17 protein-coding genes are annotated in these 14,446 nt (G+C 75.6%); 9 read left to right on the top strand and 8 right to left on the bottom strand.

Features of this window, described 5'->3' with window-relative positions:
• Positions 1–50 precede the first annotated feature (50 nt).
• A complete protein-coding gene (gene fdxA, locus BLT39_RS00305; RefSeq protein WP_091056825.1) occupies positions 51–371 on the top strand; it encodes a ferredoxin in 321 nt (106 codons plus the stop codon).
• Positions 368–1,465 carry a succinyldiaminopimelate transaminase gene (gene dapC, locus BLT39_RS00300; RefSeq protein WP_091056820.1) on the top strand — a complete coding sequence of 366 codons (1,098 nt, stop codon included), beginning with the start codon at positions 368–370 and terminating at the stop codon, positions 1,463–1,465. The genes fdxA and dapC overlap by 4 nt, the downstream gene beginning before the upstream one ends.
• Here the strand turns inward: dapC and BLT39_RS00295 are convergent.
• The gene (locus BLT39_RS00295; RefSeq protein ID WP_131801368.1) at positions 1,462–2,352 is read right to left on the bottom strand and encodes a hypothetical protein; all 891 of its coding nucleotides are present in this window, start codon (positions 2,350–2,352) and stop codon (positions 1,462–1,464) included. The two genes, dapC and BLT39_RS00295, sit on opposite strands and share 4 nt — an antisense overlap.
• A 70-nt stretch (positions 2,353–2,422) precedes the next feature.
• Between BLT39_RS00295 and BLT39_RS00290 the strand changes: the two genes are divergently transcribed.
• On the top strand, positions 2,423–3,523 hold the full coding sequence (locus BLT39_RS00290) for an alpha/beta hydrolase (RefSeq protein ID WP_242658049.1): 1,101 nt from the start codon (positions 2,423–2,425) through the stop codon (positions 3,521–3,523).
• Between the two features lie 4 nt (positions 3,524–3,527).
• Here the strand turns inward: BLT39_RS00290 and dapD are convergent, their stop codons facing one another.
• The gene (gene dapD / locus BLT39_RS00285) at positions 3,528–4,508 is read right to left on the bottom strand and encodes a 2,3,4,5-tetrahydropyridine-2,6-dicarboxylate N-succinyltransferase (protein WP_091056810.1); all 981 of its coding nucleotides are present in this window, start codon (positions 4,506–4,508) and stop codon (positions 3,528–3,530) included.
• Positions 4,509–4,543: 35 nt separating this feature from the next.
• On the opposite strand from dapD, the gene dapE reads away from it, so the two are divergent.
• From dapE to BLT39_RS00265, 4 genes are read left to right on the top strand one after another with little or no spacing between them, the layout of a single operon-like run.
• Positions 4,544–5,677: a succinyl-diaminopimelate desuccinylase gene (dapE, locus tag BLT39_RS00280; protein WP_091056806.1), complete on the top strand. Its 1,134-nt coding sequence runs from the start codon at positions 4,544–4,546 to the stop codon at positions 5,675–5,677.
• On the top strand, positions 5,674–6,480 hold the full coding sequence (locus BLT39_RS00275) for an LOG family protein (protein WP_091056802.1): 807 nt from the start codon (positions 5,674–5,676) through the stop codon (positions 6,478–6,480). The genes dapE and BLT39_RS00275 overlap by 4 nt, the downstream gene beginning before the upstream one ends.
• A gap of 4 nt (positions 6,481–6,484) precedes the next feature.
• Complete coding sequence (locus BLT39_RS00270; RefSeq protein ID WP_242658048.1) at positions 6,485–6,823, top strand: DivIVA domain-containing protein; 339 nt, start codon at positions 6,485–6,487, stop codon at positions 6,821–6,823.
• Positions 6,816–7,277, top strand: coding sequence for an SRPBCC family protein (locus tag BLT39_RS00265; RefSeq protein WP_091056798.1), 462 nt, complete (start codon positions 6,816–6,818; stop codon positions 7,275–7,277). Before BLT39_RS00270 ends, BLT39_RS00265 begins: the two co-directional genes overlap by 8 nt.
• Here the strand turns inward: BLT39_RS00265 and BLT39_RS00260 are convergent.
• The 4 genes from BLT39_RS00260 to BLT39_RS00245 are packed head-to-tail and all read right to left on the bottom strand — an operon-like array spanning position 7,253 to position 10,280.
• Positions 7,253–7,678, bottom strand: coding sequence for a hypothetical protein (locus BLT39_RS00260; RefSeq protein WP_091056794.1), 426 nt, complete (start codon positions 7,676–7,678; stop codon positions 7,253–7,255). The two genes, BLT39_RS00265 and BLT39_RS00260, sit on opposite strands and share 25 nt — an antisense overlap.
• Positions 7,675–8,931: a molybdopterin-dependent oxidoreductase gene (locus BLT39_RS00255; RefSeq protein WP_091056791.1), complete on the bottom strand. Its 1,257-nt coding sequence runs from the start codon at positions 8,929–8,931 to the stop codon at positions 7,675–7,677. The genes BLT39_RS00260 and BLT39_RS00255 overlap by 4 nt, the downstream gene beginning before the upstream one ends.
• Before the next feature lie 48 nt (positions 8,932–8,979).
• Positions 8,980–9,630 carry a TIGR04282 family arsenosugar biosynthesis glycosyltransferase gene (locus BLT39_RS00250; protein ID WP_091056788.1) on the bottom strand — a complete coding sequence of 217 codons (651 nt, stop codon included), beginning with the start codon at positions 9,628–9,630 and terminating at the stop codon, positions 8,980–8,982.
• On the bottom strand, positions 9,627–10,280 hold the full coding sequence (locus BLT39_RS00245; protein ID WP_091056785.1) for a glycosyltransferase family 2 protein: 654 nt from the start codon (positions 10,278–10,280) through the stop codon (positions 9,627–9,629). Before BLT39_RS00245 ends, BLT39_RS00250 begins: the two co-directional genes overlap by 4 nt.
• An 84-nt stretch (positions 10,281–10,364) precedes the next feature.
• Here BLT39_RS00245 and BLT39_RS00240 point away from each other — a divergent pair, with 84 nt between their 5' ends.
• Positions 10,365–11,711: a hypothetical protein gene (locus BLT39_RS00240; RefSeq protein ID WP_091056781.1), complete on the top strand. Its 1,347-nt coding sequence runs from the start codon at positions 10,365–10,367 to the stop codon at positions 11,709–11,711.
• A gap of 6 nt (positions 11,712–11,717) precedes the next feature.
• Here BLT39_RS00240 and BLT39_RS00235 read toward each other — a convergent pair whose 3' ends face one another.
• Together BLT39_RS00235 and BLT39_RS00230 are read right to left on the bottom strand one after the other, a co-directional pair.
• Positions 11,718–12,836, bottom strand: coding sequence for a hypothetical protein (locus tag BLT39_RS00235; RefSeq protein ID WP_091056777.1), 1,119 nt, complete (start codon positions 12,834–12,836; stop codon positions 11,718–11,720).
• On the bottom strand, positions 12,833–13,420 hold the full coding sequence (locus BLT39_RS00230) for an RNA polymerase sigma factor (RefSeq protein WP_207507477.1): 588 nt from the start codon (positions 13,418–13,420) through the stop codon (positions 12,833–12,835). The genes BLT39_RS00235 and BLT39_RS00230 overlap by 4 nt, the downstream gene beginning before the upstream one ends.
• A 103-nt stretch (positions 13,421–13,523) precedes the next feature.
• Here BLT39_RS00230 and BLT39_RS00225 point away from each other — a divergent pair, with 103 nt between their 5' ends.
• A complete protein-coding gene (locus tag BLT39_RS00225) occupies positions 13,524–14,411 on the top strand; it encodes a DMT family transporter (RefSeq protein ID WP_091056773.1) in 888 nt (295 codons plus the stop codon).
• Positions 14,412–14,446: the final 35 nt, after the last annotated feature.

The following is a 14,446-nucleotide window of genomic DNA, read 5'->3' as shown; positions in this document are numbered from 1 at the left end:
TACTGGTGCCCACCCCAGACTGCTGTGGTTCGCACCCCGGAGGGACCCCCGTGACCTACGTCATCACCCAGGCATGCGTCGACGTCCTCGACAAGGCGTGCATCGACGAGTGCCCGGTGGACTGCATCTACGAGGGCGACCGGATGCTCTACATCCACCCCGACGAGTGCGTGGACTGCGGCGCCTGCGAGCCGGTCTGCCCGGTGGAGGCCATCTACTACGAGGACGACGTCCCGGACAAGTGGAAGGACTTCTACAACGCCAACGTGGAGTTCTTCTCCGAGCTGGGCAGCCCCGGCGGCGCGGCCCGCACCGGAAAGGTCGGCAAGGACCACCCGCTGGTCGCGGCGCTGCCGCCGCAGGGGGAGTGACCTCCCGCTCGCTGCCGGACTTCCCCTGGGACTCGCTCCGGCCGGCCCGCGCGCGGGCGGCCGAGCACCCGGGGGGCACGGTGGACCTGTCGATCGGCACCCCGGTCGACCCCACGCCCGACGTCCTGCGCACGGCCCTGGCCGACGCCGCCGACGCCCCGGGCTACCCGACCGCGCTGGGCACCGCTGACCTGCGCACCGCCGCGGCCGGCTGGCTCTCCCGCCGGCTGGGCGTCACCCTGGCCGACCCCCTGGGCGCCGTGCCCTCGGTGGTGCCGACGGTCGGCTCCAAGGAGCTGGTCGCGCTGTTGCCCACCCTGCTGGGCCTGCACGCCGGCACGGTGGTGATCCCCGAGGTCGCCTACCCCACCTACGAGGTGGGCGCGGTCGTCGCCGGGCTGTCGGTGCTGCGCAGCGACACCCCGCCCGCCGACGTCGCCGACCCGGTGCTGGTCTGGCTGAACTCCCCGGGCAACCCGCACGGCCGGGTGCTGTCGCCCGAGCAGCTGCGCGCCTGGGTGACCTGGGGCCGCGAGCGCGGCGTGCCCGTGGTCGCCGACGAGTGCTACGTCGAGCTGGGCTGGGACGTCGTCCCCACCTCCGTGCTGCACCCCTCGGTCGCGGGCGGCACCCACGACGGGCTGCTCGCCGTGCACTCGCTGTCCAAGCAGTCCACCGCGGCGGGATACCGGGCCGGGCTGCTGTCCGGCGACCCGGCCCTGGTGGCGCGGGTGTGGGAGGCCCGCCGGCACCTGGGCCTGCTCGTGCCCGGACCGGTGCAGGCCGCCACGGCCGCGGCCCTGGACGACGACGCGCACGTCGAGGTGGCCCGCGCCCGCTACGGCGCCCGGCGGCAGCGGCTGCGCGCCGCCGTCGAGGCCTGGGGCGGCCGCGTCGAGCACTCCGCGGCCGGCCTCTACCTGTGGGTGACCCGCGACGAGGACTGCTGGACCACCGTCGACCGGCTCGCCGACCTCGGCGTCGTCGTCGCGCCCGGGTCGTTCTACGGGCCGGCGGGGGAGCGGCACGTGCGCATGGCGCTCACCGCCACCGACGAGCGCGTCGACGCCGCCGTCGAGCGGCTGCGGTCCTAGACGGCCAGCTGCAGCCGCAGCACCGCGCCGACGTCCTCGGCGTCCTGCGCCCAGCCGTCGGTCGGCGTCCAGCGCCAGTTCGTGTACCGGACCTCGGTGAGCTGCAGGTTCTGGGCGTGCGCGACGGCCCAGGTGACCTCGGGCCAGCCGGTCACGCCCACCGACACCACCCCGCCCGGCTGCACGGTGGGTGACCCGGCCTCCCGGCGCACCATCTCGGCGACGGCGGCCGCGCGGTCGTCGACCGGCCCGGCCGCCTGCGGGGGCGAGTAGGTGCACGACAGCGCGGCGGGGTCGGTGGACAGCAGGGCCCCGGCGAGCTCCGTGCCCATGCCCTCCCACTGCTGGTAGGCCTCGGGGAAGCCCGACCGCTGCACGGTCTGGGCGACCTCGGTCAGCCGGCCGCTCTCCCACCCGGGCACCTCGACCAGGCCGTCGAGGAACTTCCCCGTCGCGTAGACCGGGTCCTGCACCTGCTGCGGTGATCCCCAGCCCTGGGAGGGCCGCTGCTGGAACAGCCCGAGGGAGTCGCGGTCGCCGTAGGCGAGGTTGCGCAACCGGGACTCCTGCTGCGCGGTGGCCAGCGCGATCACGGTGGCCCGCGCCGGCAGCCCGCGGCTGCGCGCGACGGCGGCGATGGTGGCGGCGTTGGCCGCCTGCTCGTTGGTCACGGTCAGCGCGGAGCCCGCGACCGTGCAGCGCCCGGCCACCGGCGGCACCCCCTGGCTGTCGGTGTCCCAGGACAGGCCGACGACGGCGACCACGACGACCAGCAGCGGCGCCCACAACCCGGCCATCCGGCCGGCGCGCTTCCGCCGCCGTCGCACGGGCGGGCGCGGGCGGGGACGCGCGGCTGCGGGACGGGCCGCCGGCCGTGCGCTGGTCACCGGACCCAGGGTAGGTGGCCCGCGCCCGATGCCCTGTCCGGACACGGCGGTGCTGGCTAGCCTCTGCGCCGTGACCGACCACCTGCTTCCCGGAGTCGCCGCCACCCGGGTCGAGACCGACCGGCTGACCCAGCAGGTGCTGCACCGCGAGGACGTCGACCCGCGCGGCGGCGGCGAGGTGGTGCTGCTGGTCCACGGCAACGTCAGCTCGGCGCTGTTCTGGCAGCAGCAGCTGCTGGCGCTGCAGGGCCCGTGGCGGGTGCTGGCGGTCGACCTGCGCGGCTTCGGCGGCACCGACCCGGCCCCGGTCGACGCCACCCGCGGCGTGCGCGACTGGTCCGACGACCTCGCCGCCCTGGTCGCCGCGCTCGGGGCGGAGCGGGTGCACCTGGTCGGCTGGAGCATGGGCGGCGGCGTGGTGCTGCAGCACCTGCTCGACCACGCCGAGCGGGTCGCGTCGGTGACGCTGGTCGCGCCGGTCTCGCCGTTCGGCTTCGGGGGGACGGCGGGGGCCGACGGCCACCGGGTGCACCCCGACGGCACCGGCGCCGGCGCGGGCGGGGCCAACCCGGACTTCGTCGCCGCGCTGGCCGCCGGCGACACCACGGCCGACGCGCCCACCAGCCCGCGGTCGATCTTCCGGGCCTTCTACGTCGCCCCGGGCAGCCTGCCGGTCGACGAGCAGCTGGAGGACCTCTACGTCGCCTCGATGCTCACCACCCGCACCGGCGAGGACCACTACCCCGGGGACGTCGTGGCGGTCGACGCCTGGCCCGGTGCCGCCCCCGGTGGCCGCGGCGTGCTGAACACGATGGCGCCGACCGTGCTGGACGTCTCGGGCATCACCGAGCTGCCGGTCAAGCCGCCGGTGCTGTGGATCCGGGGCGACGTCGATCAGGTCGTCAGCGACACCTCCGCCTTCGACCTGGCCTTCCTGGGCTCGATCGGGGCGGTGCCGGGGTGGCCGGGGGCCGCGGGCTTCCCGCCGCAGCCGATGGTCACCCAGACCCGCACCGTGCTCGACCGGTACGCCGCCAGCGGCGGGTCCTACCGCGAGGTGGTGCTGCCCGAGGTCGGCCACGCACCGCACGTCGAGCGCCCGCAGGAGTTCGTCGTCGCCCTCCTGGAGCACCTCACCGCCCCGCCCGCGGAGCCCGCCGGGCTGACCTGAGCCGCTAGTTGGCGTGCAGGGCCGCGTTCAGCGCACCCCAGTCGCCGTCGCGGGGCACCGCCTCCAGCGCCCCGGACACCGAGTTGCGGCGGAACAGCAGGCCCGGCCGGCCCGACAGCTCCAGCGCCTTGACCACCGAGCCGTCGGGCAGGGTGACCCGGGCACCGGCGGTGACGTAGCAGCCGGCCTCGACGACGGAGCGGTCACCGAGGGAGATGCCGATGCCGGCGTTGGCGCCCAGCAGGCAGCCCGAGCCGATCGAGACGACCTGCTTCCCGCCGCCGGACAGGGTGCCCATGATCGAGGCGCCGCCGCCGATGTCGGAGTCCGCGCCGACCACGACGCCGGCGGAGATGCGGCCCTCGACCATCGAGGGGCCCAGGGTGCCGGCGTTGAAGTTGACGAAGCCCTCGTGCATGACCGTGGTGCCCTCGGCCAGGTGCCCGCCCAGCCGGACCCGGTCGCCGTCGCCGATCCGGACGCCGGAGGGCAGCACGTAGTCGACCATCCGCGGGAACTTGTCGACGTGGGTGACGGTCACGTGGCCGTGGGCGGCGCGCACCTTGGCCGCGCGCACCGGCGTCCAGTCCGCGGCCTCGACCGGGCCGGCCGTCGTCCAGGCGACGTTGGTCAGCAGGCCGAACTGGCCGTCCAGGTTCAGCCCGTGCGGGCGAACCAGGCGGTGCGAGAGCAGGTGCAGCCGCAGGTAGACGTCGTGCGCGTCGACCGGCGCGGCGGAGAGGTCGGCAATCGTCGTCCGCACGCCGACCACCTCGACGCCGCGGGCGTCGTCGGCACGCAGCAGGGAGCCGACGTCGGGGCCCAGCTCGCCCTCGAGCTCCAGCGTGCCCAGCCGCTCGGTGCCCGTGCTGCCCACCTCGCCGAGGGCGGGGGAGGGGTACCAGGTGTCCAGGACGGTGCCGGCGGTGGTCACGGTGGCCAGACCGACGGCGGTGGCGCCGGCAGCGGTGGGTGCAGCAGTCACGGGAGCCGAGGGTAGGCGACCGTAGGCTGCGGGCCGTGACCGTTCCGGCCCTCGACCTGACCGCCGACGTCCTCACCCTCACCCGTGCCCTGGTCGACGTCCCGTCGGTCTCGGGCACCGAGGAGCCGCTCGCCGACGCCGTCGAGGCCGCGCTGCGCGGCCTGGGCGGGCTGGAGGTGGTGCGGATCGGCAACTGCGTGCTGGCCCGCACCGACCTCGGCCGGGACACCCGGGTCGTGCTCGCCGGCCACCTGGACACCGTGCCGATCGCCGACAACGTGCCCAGCCGGCTGGACACCGTGGACGGCGAGGAGCGGCTCTACGGCTGCGGCACCAGCGACATGAAGGCCGGCGACGCGCTCATGCTGCGCGTGGCCGGGCTCTTCGGCGTCCCCGGTGCGCAGCCCGCGCACGACCTGACCTTCGTGTTCTACGACAACGAGGAGGTCGAGGCGGTCAAGAACGGCCTCGGCCGGGTCGCCCGCGAGCTGCGGGGCTGGCTCTACGGCGACCTCGCGATCCTGCTCGAGCCCACCGACGGGGACGTCGAGGGCGGCTGCCAGGGCACGATGCGCGTCGTCCTCACCGTGCCGGGCGAGCGGGCGCACAGTGCGCGGTCCTGGCTGGGGCGCAACGCGGTCCACGGCGCCGCACCGATCCTGGCGGTGCTGGCGGATTACACCGCGCGCGAGGTGGACATCGACGGGCTGCACTTCCGCGAGGGCCTGAACGCGGTGCGGATCGAGGGCGGGGTGGCCGGCAACGTCGTCCCCGACGAGTGCCGGGTGACGGTCAACTTCCGGTTCGCCCCGGACCGCGACGAGGACGACGCCGAGGCGCACGTGCGGGAGGTGTTCGCCGACGCGCTGGCCGCCGGGGTGACCCTCGAGGTCACCGACATGTCCGGCGGTGCGCTGCCCGGCCTGTCCGAGCCCGCGGCCGCCGCGTTCGTCGCCGCGGTGGGCAGGCCCGCCCGGGCCAAGCTCGGCTGGACCGACGTCGCGCGGTTCGCCGCCTTCGGGATCCCCGCGGTCAACTACGGTCCCGGTGACCCGAACCAGGCGCACCAGCGGGGCGAGCACGTCCGGGTCGACCGGCTGCAGCCCGCCGAGGACGCCCTCGTCGCCTACCTGACCGGCACGACCACGACCACGGGGGACACGGCATGAGCGACAACGGCACCCGGCGGTCCCACCGCCGCACGCGGGGCCCGGTGCAGCTGCGCGGCGGCGAGCCCGACCCGCGCCAGGAGGGGACGACGACCGACCAGCGCCTGCTGGACTCCCGCGGCCCCTCGGACTGGGTGCACGCCGACCCGTGGCGGGTGCTGCGGATCCAGGCCGAGTTCGTCGAGGGCTTCGGGCTGCTCGCCGAGCTGCCGCGCGCCGTCAGCGTCTTCGGCAGCGCCCGGACCAAGCCCGACGACCCGTTCTACGCCGCCGGGGTCGAGCTCGGCGCCGCGCTCGCGCAGGCCGGCTACGCCGTCATCACCGGCGGCGGGCCGGGCGCGATGGAGGCGGCGAACAAGGGCGCCTGCGAGGCCGGTGGCATGTCGGTCGGGCTGGGCATCGAGCTGCCGTTCGAGCAGGAGCTCAACGAGTGGGTCGACGTCGGCATCTCCTTCCGCTACTTCTTCGTGCGCAAGACGATGTTCGTGAAGTACGCCCAGGCCTTCGTGATCCTGCCCGGCGGCTTCGGCACCCTGGACGAGCTGTTCGAGGCGCTGACCCTGGTGCAGACCACCAAGGTCACCCGGTTCCCGGTCATCCTCTTCGGCTCGGCCTACTGGGCCGGGCTGCTGGACTGGATCCGCGGCACGCTGGCCGACCACGCGATGGTCTCGCCCAAGGACCTGGACCTGATCACGGTCACCGACGACGTGGCCGAGGCAGTGCGGGTGATCCGCGCGGCCGACGCCGCCCGGGAGGCGGCGGGGCAGGAGTCGGGCGGCCCCGCCCCGGTCGAGGGCTGACCGGGTGCTGACGTTCGTCGTCTTCGTCGTCGGCCTGGTGCTCGTCGGCGGGCTGCTGTTCCTGGGCGCGTCGGTGCTGCTCGGCCGCGGGGAGACCCAGGCGCCCGCCGAGCTGGACCGCTCGCCGGTCGAGCTGCCCGACGACCGGCCGGTCACCGGCGACGACGTCCGGGCGCTGCAGGTCTCGGTGACCGTGCGGGGCTACCGGATGACCGAGGTCGACTGGCTGCTGGACCAGCTGGCGCAGACCATCGACGAGCGCGACGTCGAGATCGCGCAGCTGCGCGCTGCGCAGCCGGAGGAGGACCCCGCTGCGGCGGACGAGGAGGACCCGGGTGCCTGAGCTGGTCGAGACCGTGGACGTCGATGCCCCGCGGGAGGCGGTGTTCGCCGCGCTCGCGGACTGGACGAGCCAGGGCGAGTGGATGCTGCTGACCGACGTCCGCACCGTCGACGGTCCGGCGCAGGAGGTGGGCGGCCGGATCGAGGCGGTCACCGGCCTGCCGCTGCCCGGCGGACGCCGCCTCGGGGTGCTGGACCGGATGACCATCACCGGCTGGGAGCCGCCGAGCGTGGTCGACGTGCGGCACACCGGCCGGGTGGTGCGGGGCACCGGCAGCTTCCAGGTGCGCGAGCGCGCCGGCGGCGGGTCGACCTTCGTCTGGGTGGAGACCCTCGACCTGCCGCTGGGGGCGCTGGGCCGGCTGGGCTGGCCGCTGGTCAAGCCGGCGTTCGTGGCCGGGGTGCGGCTGTCGCTGAAGCGGTTCGCCCGCTACGCGGAGTCGCGCGCCCGCTGAACCCGGACCGCCGCCCACGCGGCGGACACGGCCAGCACCACCACGACGACCACCAGCAGGGTGGTGCCGTAGTCGCGCGGCAGGAACGAGGTGTCGCCCTCGTCGCCGCCGAACCCGAGCACGAAGGGCAGCGCGACCAGGGCCACCGCCGCGCTCGTCGCCGCCCCGACGACGACCGGGGCGCGCGCCGGGCGGGGCAGGGTGCGGGCGGCCAGCCAGCCCAGGCCGATCCAGACCGGGGCGACCACCAGGTCGTGCAGCAGCGCACCGCCCAGCATCCACACCGCCCAGCTGGTCAGCGCCTCGCTGCTCAGCGACGTCCAGAGGCCGTAGGCACCGTAGGCGACGGCCGCCAGGCCGGGGACGACGAACAGCCACCGCCAGCGCGGCGCCGCGCTCACGACCCCACCCCCGCCGCACCCGGCGCGATGCGGCCCAGCCACTTGGTCTGCATCGCACCCGGCCGGTTCGGCGCGATCAGCCGCACCGGGTAGCCGTGGTCGATGTCGAGGTCCTCGCCGTTGAGCCGCAGCGCGAGCAGGGTCTTGTCGCTGGCGGAGTGCGGCTTGGACACCGTCGAGACGCGGTAGGACCCACCGGTCTGGATGGACTCCACGTGCACCACGGTGCCGCGCGGGTGACCGGCCGCCGCCAGGACGTCGCGCAGCCGCGGGCCGGTCCACTCGGCGCTGGCGCTCCAGCCCTCGACGCAGGCGATCGGCAGCCGCTCGGTGTACTGGGGCATGGCGCGGAGGTCGTCCAGCGTCAGCTCCAGCGGCGTCGGCCCCTCCACCACCAGCCGGTAGGCGGGGTCGACGGCGCTCTCGGTCACCCCGGCGCTGATCGCGGTCTGGTTCACCGGCAGGCCCTGCGGCCCGACACCGGGGATGCGCGGGGACAGCACCGAGACCTGGGCCAGCGGGGAGATGGTCTGGCCCCACTGGGTCAGCGCCACCGCGCCGGTGGCCACGGCCGCGGTCGCCACGAAGGCCCGGCGGCTGACCGCGCCGTGCTCGGCGGCCTCGTCGGCGGCCCGGACCTCCTCGGCCTCGGCGGGCTCCAGCCCGGCGACGGCGGCCGGGCTGCCGCGGCGGGCCAGGCCGCGCCGGATCTGCGGGGCCATCGCGCCGACGTGGGTGAGCACGGCGCCCACGGCGACCCAGCCGGTCCAGTAGTGCGCGGTCTTGAAGGAGAACCCGAACGGGTACCACTGGCTGATGTTGATCAACCCGGTGGCGAGCATGAACACCGCGCTGGCGACCAGCACGAGGATCGACAGCCGGCCGACCAGCGCGGCCGGGGTGCGGGCCGGCGGCCAGCGGAACAGGCCGGGGTAGACGGTCCACAGCTTCACCAGCAGCAGCGGGATCAGCGCCAGGCCGACCATGACGTGGGTGCCCTGGGTGACCCGGTACAGCCAGACCGGGCTCGCCGGCCAGACGAACCACGACGGCGGGTGCTGCACCCAGTGGCTGATCAGCCCGGTGAGGAAGCAGACGACGAAGCCCGCGCCCAGCCACACGCCGACGCGGGAGGCGCGGCGCTCGGTGTGCAGCGGGCTCGGGAAGGCGCCCTCGCCGAAGGGGCCCCGGCGCAGCGCGTCGGGCGGGTCGGGCAGCCGCGCGCCCAGCACGCGGTCCAGTGCTCGGGTCACAGGTCCTCCTTCCCCGGGTGTTCGTCGCGGACCGGCCGTCCGGACGGGTCAGAGCAGGCCGGCTATCTCCTCGACGGTGCGCCGCATCCGGCTGTCCTCGGGGCACAGCGCCGCGACCTCGACCGCCTCGGCCCAGTGGTCGACGTCGGTGAGCTGCGGCAGGTCCAGCACGGTCAGCCCGGCCGCCTCCAGCGCCGCCCGGGTGTTGGCCGCGGTGTCGTCCCGGGACATCGGCACGTCGGGCAGGACGGCGGCGGCGTCGGGGGTGTGCACGCCCAGGGCCCACCAGCCGCCGTCGGGGGCGGTGCCGAGCACGACGCTGCCCGGGCCGGCGGTTACCAGCCGGGCGAGGGAGTCGGTGAGCAGCTCGGGGCTGATCTGCGGGGTGTCCATGCCGACGAGCAGGGTCGGCAGGTCGCCGTCCCCGGCCATCGCGTCGGCGAACGCCGCGGCCAGCCGGGTGCCCAGGTCGCCCTCGACCTGCGGGACGACGACCATCCCGGTCAGGTCGAGGTCGCCGGGGGCGCCGTCCAGCGCGACCACCCGTCGCTGCACGGGCGTGGCCCGGACGACGTCGAGGGTGTCGCCGACCGCGGCCGAGGCGACCGCGGCGGCCTGCTCGGGCGTGCACGGCGGGGTGAGCCGCGTCTTGCTGCGCCCGGGCACCGGGGCCTTGGTGATGACCAGCAGCTGGGTCACCGGGACAGCACCCGGGACATGTCGCGCACGGTCTTGACGGTGCCCAGCACGGTGCCGGTGACCTTGGACTTCGTGCCGTCGGCGCGGGGGTGGTAGTCGACGTCCACCTCGCGGATCCGCCAGCCGGCGTCCGAGGCCTTCGTGACCATCTCCAGCGGGTAGCCGAAGCGGCGGTCGGTGATGCCGAGGGCGAGCAGGTCGGCGCGGCGTGCGGCGCGCATCGGGCCCAGGTCGTGCAGCCGCAGGCCGGTGCGCCGGCGCATCAGGATGCTCAGCGCGGTGTTGGCGACCCGGGCGTGCGGCGGCCAGGCGCCCCGGCTGCTGGGCCGGCGTCGGCCGAGCACGAGGTCGGCGTCCCCGGCCTCGACCGGGCCGGCCACGCGGGGCAGCTGCTGGGGGTCCATGGAGGCGTCGGCGTCGCAGAAGCACACGACGTCGGCCGTCGCGGCCTCGAGACCGACGTGCGCGGCGGCGCCGAACCCGCGCTGCGGCACGTGCACGACGGTCGCGCCGTGGTCGGCGGCGATCTGCGCGGAGCCGTCGGTCGAGCCGTTGTCGGCGACGATGGCGCGGTAGCCCTCGGGCAGGCGGGAGAGGACCCAGGGCAGTGCCCCGGCCTCGTCGAGGCAGGGCAGGACGACGTCGGGCACCAGGGGACGCTAACCGCGGGTGCACCCTCCCGCCCACTGGGCTCGCCCGGCCGGGTGGTGCCGCCCCACCTACAGTCCGACCTCGTGACCAGCGCGGAGCCCACCACCACGTCCCGGGCACGCCGGGTGCTGCCCGCGCTGGTGGTGGCGGCCGCCGCCGTGTTCGTCGTCGTCGTGGGCTTCATCGGGTGGCGCCTGGCCGAGGGCGGGACGGTGCTGCACCTGCTCGGCGGCTACGTGCTGCGCGGCGGGTTCGGGGTGGTGCTCACCCCGCGGGTGCTGCTCCCGGTCGCGGTGGCGCTGGTCGTCGTCCTGGTCGGTCCGGGGCTGGCGTCGCGGGTCCGGTTCGGCCTGCTGGCGGCCGGGTCGGCGGTGGTGGCCGCCGGGTGGGCGGTCGCGCTGGCGTTGAGCAGTGGCTGGCACCGGCTGCCCGAGCCGCTGTCGGTGGTCTACGAGTACCCGCACGACGTGCCGCGGGTCGGCTCGATCGGGACCTTCCTGTCCACGTTCACCCAGTTCGTGCCCGCGGACTCCTCCGACCCGTGGACCACCCACGTCGCCGGTCACCCGCCGGGCGCGCTGCTGGCGTTCGTGCTGCTGGACCGGATCGGGCTCTCGGGCCTGGGCTGGGACGCCGCGCTGTGCATCGCCGGCGGGGTGCTCGCCGTCCCGGCCGTGCTGGTCACCGTGCGGGCGGTCGCCGACGAGGCGCGGGCGCGGGTGGTGGCGCCGTTCCTGGTGCTGGCACCGATCGCGCTGTGGGTCGCCACCAGCGCCGACGCGCTGTTCGCCGGCGTCGCGTCCTGGGGCGTGGCCGGCCTGGCCACCGCGGCGGTGTCGACCGGGTGGCGCCGGGACGCGAAGGCATTGGCGGGTGGTCTGCTGCTGGGGCTGGCGCTGTTCCTGTCCTTCGGGCTGACCGCGCTTGGCCTGGTGGCGCTGGTGGTCGTGCTGGTGCACCGGCGGGCACTGGGCTGGGGCGGGGTCGTGCGGGTGCTGGCCGTGGGTGCGGTCGGCGTCCTGCTGGTGGTGGGCCTGTTCCTGCTCGGCGGCTACTGGTGGCTGGACGGGTTCCACGCGGCGGGGGACCGGGTGCGTTCCGGGCCGTCCTACGCCAACCGTCCGCTGGCGTTCTTCCTGTTCTCCAACGTGGCCGCGGGCGCGATCGCGGTGGGCCCGGCGGCCATCGCCGGGCTGGCCTCGCTGCGCCGGCACCGGCTGGCGCTGCTGCCGCTGGCCGCGCTGGCCGGGATCCTGGCCAGCGACTCCACTGGACTGGTGCGCGGGGAGACCGAGCGCATCTGGCTGCCCTTCTACGTCTGGGTGCTGTGCGCGACGGCGTTCCTGCCCGAGCGCGGGCGCCGGGTGTGGCTCGCGCTCGGCGCCGTGCTGGCCATCGCCGTGGAGGTCACCGTCCGCACCGAGTGGTGAGCCCGCCTAGCGGGTCACCGTGATCTGCTCGGCGATCTGCAGCACCTGGTCACGGGTCAGAGCCGGTGGGGCGAGCATCAGGAACAGCCGGCCGTCGGGCACCTGGCCGGCCAGGAGCCAGCTGTCGCCGTCGTCAGGGGTGGTCTTGCCCAGGCGGGCCGGCAGCCCCTGCACGGTCAGCTGCTCGACCGGGTCGAGCAGCGACCGGTCCTCGAAGAAGCTGTCGACCGTCACCCCCGGGCCGGGCGTCCCGGTCAGGCTCACCCGGAGCGGCACCTGCGCGGGGTCGGTGTCGCTGACCAGGTCGAGGCTGCGGCTCTCCTCGTACCCGCCGACCGTCCAGCCCGCCGGCGCGAGGCCGAACTGCAGACCGACCGGCTGCGGCCGGTCGACCACGCTGCGGGCGACAGCGAGCAGCGCGTCCGGGTCGGCGTAGGCACCCTCGCCGCTGAGCTGCAGCCACCGTCCGTCCGGTCGTCCCCAGCGCACGGCGGTGCCTCCGTCACGCCGGAACAGCTGCGCGGTGGCGCCGTCCACGTCTCCGGTGCCCGCGGGTTCACCCGGGGACCCGTAGGGCTCGTACTCCGGTCCCACCGGCTCGCCCGGGAACAGGTACAGCAGGACTCGGTCCCCCTCGGCGGAGGACCAGTCGCCGACGAGGACCAGCGGGCCGGGGTAGTAGGCGGTGCCGCCCCACTGGCTGAAGACCGGAGTGAGGCCGGGGGGCTCGGGGTCCAGGGAGAGCGGGAAGGTCACCGGCCCCGTCGACGCCAGGGTCAGGCCGAGGGGTGTCCCCGGGACCGGCGCGGTGACCGTCGGTGCGGCTTGGCCGCCGGCGTCCCGGTCGGCGGGCAGGGCGACGAGGACGGCCGCCCAGGCCGCGGCCGCCACCAGCACGGCGGTGCCGGCCCGCACCAACCGCCGGCGGGCCCGACCGCGGGTCGCGGCCCGGTGCGCATCGTCGGCGAGCTGTCCGGCGGCCAGCACGGACGCGAGCGGGCTGCCGCGGTGCTCGGCAGCGGCACGGAGCTCGTCGAGGAAGGACCCGGGGAGGTCGGGGAGCTGGTCGTCGGTCACCGCGGCGGCCGCGGTCAGCGCGACGTCGAGGTCGTGGTCGCTGCTCATGGCGCGTCCTCCTGGGGTCCGGTGGCGCCGAGTGCGGTGCGCAGGCGCGCGCGGGCCCGGTGCAGCCGGACGCGCACGGTGCCCGGCGCGAGGTCGAGGACGGCCGCGGCCTGCGTCGGGGTCAGTCCCTCCCAGGCGACGAGGGTGACCAGCTCGCGGTCGTGGGCGGGGAGCTCGCCGAGGGCGTCGAGCACGGCGCGGTGCTGGACCCGGTGCTCGTGGAACAGGGCCGGGTCGGGGACCGCGTCGCCCGTCAGTGCGGCGGCCAGGGCCGACCCCAGCCGACCGGCGCGGCTGGCCGACCGAGCCGAGTTGGCCAGGCACCGGCGGGCGATGCCGAACAGCCAGGGGCGCACCTCGTCGGGGTCGGCGGGCATGTCCGCCCGCCGGCGCCAGGCCGTCGCGAACGTCTCGGCGACCGCGTCCAGGGCGTCTTCTCGAGACGCGGCGCGGCGCAGCGCGTACCCGAGCACCGGGCGGCCGCAGTCGCGATAAGCGGCCTCGAACCGGGCCACCTCGTCCGGGTCGTCCGGGTCATCCGGGTCGTCCGGGTGGGCCGACGGCTGACCTCGGGTGGCGATCACACCCTCACATGTCCGGGTCGGCGGCAGCGTTACGGCAGGATCCCGGCGGTCGCTGGCAGCCACGCCTGCAGACCCTGCCGGTCGGACAGCGCAGGATGTGCCGGTGAGTCGTCGCGGTTGGGCGCTGTTCGTCGTCATGTCGGTCATCTGGGGCGTGCCCTACCTGCTCATCAAGGTCGCCGTCGGCACGTTCGACCCCGTGCTGGTGGTCTTCGCCCGCTGCGTCCTCGGGGCGGTCCTGCTGGTGCCGCTCGTCGTGGCCCGCGGCCAGCTCCGCGGCCTGGCGCGGCACTGGAAGCCGCTGCTGGGCTTCACCGTGCTGGAGATGACCGGCCCGTGGCTGCTGCTGAGCATCGCCGAGCAGACGCTGTCGTCCTCATTGACCGGGCTGCTGGTCGCCACCGTGCCCTTCGTCGCCGCGCTCGCCGGGCGGCTGGTGGGCGGTGAGGAACCGCTGTCGGCAGTGCGCATCGGCGGCATGGTGCTCGGTGTCGTCGGCATCGTGGCGCTGCTGGGCCTGGACGTCCGGGGGGCTCAGCTGGTCGCGATCGGTGCCGTCGTCCTCACCGTCCTCGGCTACGGGACGGCGCCGCTGATCATCAGCCGGAAGCTCTCCGACGTGCCGGGGGTGGCCGCGAGCGCGGTCGCGCTGACCGTCACGGCGCTGGTCTACGCGCCGTTCGCCGTCCCGCGGCTGGACCAGTTCTCCGGCGCCCCGGTGGACGCGGTCGCCGCCGTCGTCGTGCTGGGGCTGGTCTGCACGGCCCTGGCACTGGTGCTCTTCTTCCAGCTCATCCGGGAGGTCGGGCCGCAGCGGGCGCTGGTGATCACCTTCGTCAACCCGGCGGTCGCCGTGCTGCTGGGCGTGCTGTTGCTCGACGAGCCGTTCACCGTCGGCATCGCGGTGGGGCTGCCGGTGATCCTGGTCGGCTGCGTGCTCGCGACCCGGCGTACTCGCACCCCTGAGCCCGTCGCGGTCGCGCCCGCCTGAGGGGTCCACGGCCCGGGGCGTTTCCGCGGGAACGG

The organism is Klenkia brasiliensis (assembly GCF_900100695.1).
GTDB classification, from domain to species: Bacteria; Actinomycetota; Actinomycetes; order Mycobacteriales; family Geodermatophilaceae; genus Klenkia; species Klenkia brasiliensis.
Note: the sequence above shows the minus strand (reverse complement) of the source record. Positions and strands in the feature narration are given on the sequence as shown.